This window comes from Pluralibacter sp. (genome assembly GCF_019237635.1).
Taxonomy (GTDB): Bacteria; Pseudomonadota; Gammaproteobacteria; order Enterobacterales; family Enterobacteriaceae; genus Enterobacter_B.
In genome coordinates this window covers 1-6,695 of the sequence record NZ_JAFAGS010000169.1, presented here as the reverse complement: position 1 = coordinate 6,695, position 6,695 = coordinate 1, and the positions used below count along the sequence as shown (strand labels likewise).

General features: G+C 58.4%; 4 protein-coding genes. All 4 read left to right on the top strand.

Going from position 1 to position 6,695, the window contains the following annotated elements; all coding sequences use genetic code 11:
- On the top strand, nt 1-584 hold a 584-nt coding region (locus tag JO226_RS19795), incomplete at its 5' end, for a nucleoside triphosphate pyrophosphatase (RefSeq protein WP_296406596.1).
- Nucleotides 574-2,043, top strand: a complete 1,470-nt coding sequence (gene rng, locus JO226_RS19790; RefSeq protein ID WP_296406594.1) for a ribonuclease G — start codon at nt 574-576, stop codon at nt 2,041-2,043. The genes JO226_RS19795 and rng, both read left to right, overlap by 11 nt.
- Before the next feature lie 37 nt (nt 2,044-2,080).
- Nucleotides 2,081-5,881, top strand: coding sequence for an AsmA2 domain-containing protein YhdP (gene yhdP / locus JO226_RS19785; RefSeq protein ID WP_296406592.1), 3,801 nt, complete (start codon nt 2,081-2,083; stop codon nt 5,879-5,881).
- Nucleotides 5,882-5,966: 85 nt separating this feature from the next.
- A partial coding sequence (locus JO226_RS19780) for a DNA gyrase modulator (protein WP_296406590.1) occupies nt 5,967-6,695 on the top strand: 729 nt, incomplete at its 3' end.

Sequence of the window (6,695 nt, the reverse complement as noted above, 5' to 3'; positions counted from 1 at the left end):
TGTATCTTGCTTCCGGCTCTCCCCGTCGTCAGGAGTTGCTGACCCAACTGGGCGTCACGTTTGAACGTCTGGTGCCCGGTATTGAAGAACAACGCCAGCCGCAGGAAAGCGCGCCGCACTACGTTGCCCGACTGGCGCGCGAGAAAGCGCTGGCGGGCGTCGCCATGGCCGCGCGCGACCTGCCGGTGCTGGGAGCGGATACGATTGTGGTGCTGAATGGCGAAGTGCTGGAAAAGCCGTGCGACGCGGCGCATGCCGCGGCGATGCTGCGCCAGCTTTCCGGGCAAACGCATCAGGTGATGACCGCAGTGGCGCTGGCTGACAGGCAGCAGGTCATCGACTGCCTGGTGATGACGGATGTGACGTTCAGAGTATTGTCAGACGAGGAGATCGCCGGCTACATCGCCAGCGGTGAACCTATGGATAAAGCAGGTGCATACGGTATTCAAGGGTTGGGTGGCTGTTTTGTCAGGAAGATAAATGGCAGCTATCACGCCGTAGTCGGCTTACCGCTGGTGGAAACGTATGAGTTGCTCGGTAACTTTAACTCACTGCGTGAGCAAAGGGATAAACATGACGGCTGAATTATTAGTAAATATCACGCCATCGGAGACGCGCGTGGCGTACATCGACGGTGGCATTCTGCAGGAAATCCATATTGAGCGTGAAGCGCGGCGCGGAATCGTAGGCAATATCTACAAGGGTCGAGTCAGTCGTGTCCTACCGGGTATGCAGGCGGCTTTTGTAGATATTGGTCTGGATAAGGCCGCGTTCCTCCACGCCTCGGATATCATGCCGCATACCGAATGCGTTGCCGGTGAAGAGCAAAAGCAGTTCGCGGTCCGCGATATTTCCGAACTGGTGCGCCAGGGACAGGATCTGATGGTGCAGGTGGTGAAAGACCCTCTCGGCACGAAAGGCGCGCGTCTGACTACCGACATTACTCTGCCGTCCCGCTATCTGGTGTTTATGCCCGGCGCCTCGCACGTTGGGGTCTCCCAGCGTATCGAAAGCGAAGCCGAGCGTGAACGCCTGAAAAAAGTGGTCACCGACTACTGCGATGAACAGGGCGGCTTTATTATCCGTACTGCGGCGGAAGGGGTGTGCGAAGAGGATTTAGCCTCCGACGCCGCCTACCTGAAGCGGGTATGGACCAAAGTCATGGAGCGGAAAAAACGCCATCAGAGCCGCTACCAGCTGTACGGCGAGCTGGCGCTGGCGCAGCGCGTGCTGCGCGATTTTGCCGATGCGCAGCTTGACCGCATTCGCGTAGACTCCCGCCTGACGTTCGACGCGCTGCTCGAGTTTACCGCCGAGTACATCCCGGAGATGACCAGCAAGCTGGAGCACTACAGCGGGCGTCAGCCGATTTTCGATCTCTACGATGTCGAAAATGAAATTCAGCGGGCGCTGGAGCGTAAGGTTGAGCTGAAGTCCGGCGGCTATTTGATCATTGATCAAACCGAAGCGATGACCACCATCGACATCAACACCGGCGCGTTTGTCGGCCACCGCAACCTTGACGACACCATTTTCAATACCAATATCGAGGCGACGCAGGCCATTGCGCGCCAGCTCCGCTTGCGTAATCTCGGCGGCATCATCATCATCGACTTTATCGATATGAGTAATGAAGATCACCGTCGCCGCGTGCTGCACTCGCTGGAGCAGGCGTTGAGCAAAGACCGCGTGAAAACCAGCATTAACGGCTTCTCGCAGCTGGGGCTGGTGGAGATGACCCGTAAGCGAACCCGCGAAAGCGTGGAACATGTGCTGTGTAATGAATGTCCGACCTGCCATGGCCGCGGGACGGTGAAAACGGTCGAAACGGTCTGCTATGAAATTATGCGCGAGATTGTTCGCGTGCATCATGCCTACGATTCTGACCGCTTCCTGGTCTATGCGTCTGCGGCGGTTGCTGAAACCCTGAAAGGGGAAGAGTCCCATGCGCTGGCGGAAGTGGAGATTTTCGTCGGCAAACAGGTCAAAGTGCAAATTGAACCGCTCTATAATCAGGAGCAGTTTGACGTAGTAATGATGTAAGTACGCTGCTTGCCGTTCGGTTAACAAGGAGAGATGCGTGAGGCGTTTGCCGGGGATTATTCTGCTCACCGTTGCAACACTGATTGTCGCCGTCGCGCTACTGGTAAGTGGCCTGCGTCTCGTTTTGCCACATCTGAACGACTGGCGTCCGCAACTGCTGGCGAAAATCTCTCAGGCGACAGGCCACCCGGTGGAAGCCTCTGAGCTTACGGCAAACTGGCAGAACTTTGGGCCGACGCTCGAAGTGCGCGACATCAAAACCGCGCTTAACGACGGCGGTACGCTTTCCGCGCGGCGCGTTACGCTGGCGCTGGACGTCTGGCAAAGCCTCCTGCATATGCGCTGGCAGTTCCGCCAGCTCACCTTCTGGCAACTGCAAATTCGCACGAATACGCCGCTGCAGCGCAACACCGAAGGCGAACCGCTACAGACCGATCGTATCGGCGATCTCTTTTTGCGTCAGTTTGACCATTTCACCCTGCGTGACAGCCATCTGAGCTTCCTGACCCTGTCCGGGCAGCGGGCCGAATTGTCTATCCCGCAACTCACCTGGGTTAACGGTAAAAACCGTCACCGGGCCGAGGGCGAGCTGAGCCTGTCGAGCCTGACCGGGCAGCACGGCGTGATGAAGGTGCGCATGGATCTACGCGATGAAAACGGCCTGCTTAACGAAGGGCGCGTCTGGCTGCAGGCGGATGATATCGACGTGAAGCCCTGGCTTGGACGCTGGATGGAGGACAACATCGCCCTGACGTCCGCGCGGTTCAGCCTTGAGGGGTGGATGACGCTGGATAAAGGCGATATCGCCAGCGGCGACGTCTGGCTGAAGCAGGGCGGCGCAAGCTGGGAAGGCGACAATCGCACCCACGATCTCGTCGTCGATAACCTGACGGCCCATATTTCCAGCGAGCAGGGCGGCTGGCAGTTCCGTATCCCGGATACCCGCATTGCGATTGACGGCAAACGCTGGCCGCAGGGCGCGCTGACCCTGGCCTGGTTCCCGAATCAGGACATCGGCGGTAAAGACCGTGCGCGCAGCGACGAACTGCGCATTCGCGCCAGCAACCTTGAGCTTGGCGGTATGAGCGGCCTGCTGCCGATTGCCGCGAAGCTTTCGCCCTCGCTGGGGGATATCTGGCAAACAATGCAGCCGAGCGGTCAGATTGGCACTCTGGCGCTGGATATCCCGTTAAACGCGCCGGAAAAAACCCGTTTCCAGACCACCTGGAACAATCTTGCGTGGAAGCAGTGGAAGCTGCTGCCGGGCGTTGAGCACCTGTCCGGCCACGCGGAAGGCAGCGTCGAAAATGGCGCCTTAAGCCTGGGGATATCGCAGGCCAAAATGCCGTACGAGACGGTATTCCGCGCGCCGCTGGAAGTCGCTAAAGGTGTGGCCAACCTGCAATGGGTCAAGAACGAAAAAGGCTTTATGCTGGATGGCCGCGACATTGACGTACAGGCGACCGGGGTTCGCGCGCACGGCGGATTCCGCTGGCTGCAGCCAGAGGGCGATGAGCCCTGGCTGGGGATCCTGGCCGGTATCAGCACCAACGACGGCGGTCAGGCCTGGCGATACTTCCCGGAAAACCTGATGGGCAAGGCGCTGGTCGATTACCTCAGCGCCGCCATTAAAGGCGGGCAGGCGGAGAACGCCACGCTGGTGTACGGCGGCAACCCGAATCTGTTCCCGTATAAGCACAACGAGGGGCAGTTCCAGGTCTGGGTACCATTGCATAAGGCGACCTTTGCCTTCCAGCCTGACTGGCCGGCGCTAACCAATCTGGACATCAATCTCAACTTTCTCAACGACGGTCTGTGGATGCAGTCGGATAAGGTGGGGCTTGGCGGGGTAACGGCATCGAACCTGACGGCAAACATTCCCGATTATGCAGACGAAAAGCTGCTGATTGACGCGGATATCAACGGTCCGGGCAATGCCGTTGGACCGTACTTTAAAGAGACGCCGTTGAAGAATTCGCTCGGCGCAACGCTTGACGAGCTTCAGCTTACTGGCGATGTGAATGCTCGCTTACATCTCGATATCCCGCTCAATGGTCAACAGGTGCTGGCGAAGGGCGATGTGCGCCTGAATAACAATGACCTGTTTATCAAGCCGCTGAACAGCACCATAAAGAACCTGCGCGGTCAGTTCAGCTTTGCCAATGGCGACCTGAAGAGCGGGCCGCTGACGGCGACCTGGTTTAATCAGCCGTTGAACGTCGGTTTCACGACGACCGAAGGGGTGAAGTCCTATCAGGTATCGGTGAACATGGACGCCGACTGGCAGCCAGTACGCACCGGTCTGCTGCCGAAAGCGATGGAGGATACCCTCAGCGGCAGCGTGCCGTGGCAGGGGAATGTCGCCATTGAACTGCCGTACCACGGCAACGTGAACTACAAGGTGGCGCTCACCGGCGATCTAAAGAATGTAAGCAGTCGCTTACCTGCTCCGGCAGACAAAATAGCCGGTAAACCGCTGCCGATGAAAATCAACGTCGACGGTGGTCTGAATCAGTTTGAACTGACGGGCAACATCGGCGGCAATAACCACATCAACAGTCGCTGGCTGCTGAACAAGAAGCTGACGCTGGATCGTGCAATCTGGACATCGGACAGCCGCAGCGTACCACCGCTGCCGGATGCGGCGGGCGTTGAGCTGAATTTACCGCCGATGGATGGCGCGCAGTGGCTGGCGCTCTTCCGTCAGGGGGCGGCAGACACCGTCAGCGGCGCGGCGGTCTTCCCCGAACGCGTGACGCTGCGCACACCGGCATTGACGATGGCGGGACAGCAGTGGAACAACCTGAGCATCGTCTCTCAGCCGCAAACGAACGGCAGCCGGGTGGAAGCTCAGGGGCGTGAAATTAATGCTACGCTTGCGATTCGCAACAACGCGCCATGGCAGGTGACGATTCGTTATCTCTATTACAACCCGTCGGCGGTGTCGGCAAACAACCTGACGGCGGTAGATGCCGCGCCCGGCGATAAGCGCATTAGCTTCCGCAACTGGCCTGATTTGCAGCTGCGCTGCGCAGAGTGCTGGCTGTGGGGGCAGAAGTATGGCCGTATCGATGGGGATTTCGCCGTCAAAGGCGATACGCTCTCGCTGTCTAACGGTCTGATTGATACCGGATTTGCCCGCCTGACTTCTGATGGCGAGTGGGTGAATGCGCCGGGCGGCGAACGGACGTCGCTCAAAGGTAAAGTAAAAGGTAAAAAGCTGAATGCGGCGGCTGACTTCTTCGGCCTGTCCACCCCCATTCGCGGTTCATCATTTGATGTTGACTACGATCTGCACTGGCGTGCCGCGCCATGGAAACCGGATGTCGCGTCATTAAACGGCATCCTGAAAACCTCGCTGGGGAAAGGCGAATTTACTGATATCAGCACCGGCCATGCGGGGCAACTGCTGCGGCTGCTGAGTGTGGATGCTCTGCTGCGTAAGCTGCGTTTCGACTTCAGCGATACCTTCAGCGAAGGCTTCTGGTTTGACTCCATTCGCAGTACCGCGTGGATCAAAGACGGCGTGCTGAATACGGACGATACCCTGGTGGACGGCCTGGAAGCGGATATTGCGATGAAAGGCTCCGTTGACCTTGTTCGCCGTCGGCTTGATATGGAGGCTATTGTGGCGCCGGAAATCTCCGCTACGGTGGGGGTCGCCACGGCGTTTGCCATTAACCCGATCGTCGGCGCGGCGGTCTTTGCCGCCAGTAAAGTGCTGGGACCGCTGTGGAGTAAAGTCTCCATTCTTCGCTACCACATTGTCGGTCCAATCGATCAGCCGCAGATCAACGAGGTGCTGCGTCAGGCGCGGAGCGACAACAAAAAGCAATGATTTGACGGGGGTAGTAAATTACCCCACTCTCAATAGATAAACTGATTTACCGCCCTGTTAGCGGTCACCGAAGAGTAGCAAAACGATGAGTCTGAACCTGGTAAGTGAACATCTGCTGTCGGCAAACGGCCTGAGTCATCAGGATCTGTTCGCCATACTTGGCCAACTTGCTGAGCGCCGTCTGGATTATGGCGATCTCTATTTCCAGTCGAGTTATCACGAATCCTGGGTGTTAGAAGACAGCATCATTAAAGACGGCTCGTACAATATCGACCAGGGCGTCGGCGTACGTGCGGTTAGCGGAGAGAAAACCGGTTTCGCCTATGCCGACCAGATAAGCCTGTTGGCGCTTGAACAAAGCGCGCAGGCGGCGCGAACCATCGTGCGCGACAGCGGCGATGGTAAGGTGAAAACCCTGGGCGCCGTGGCCCATTCGCCGCTTTACACCAGTATCGATCCGCTGCAGAGCATGAGCCGGGAAGAGAAGCTGGATATCCTGCGCCGGGTGGACAAAACCGCCCGCGCCGAAGATAAGCGCGTGCAGGAAGTGACCGCCAGCCTGACCGGGGTCTATGAGCTGATTCTGGTGGCCGCCACCGACGGTACGCTGGCGGCGGACGTTCGTCCGCTGGTGCGTCTGTCCGTCAGTGTGCTGGTGGAAGAGGACGGTAAGCGTGAACGCGGCTCCAGCGGCGGCGGCGGACGCTTCGGCTACGACTATTTCCTGGCTGACCTCGATGGCGATGTATGCGCGGACGCCTGGGCGAAAGAGGCGGTACGTATGGCGCTGGTTAACCTCTCTGCCGTGGCGGCA

Excerpts from the sequence above, each read along its gene's own strand:
- rng (WP_296406594.1), top strand. The coding sequence starts at position 574 with ATGACGGCTGAATTATTAGTAAATATCACGCCATCGGAGACGCGCGTG.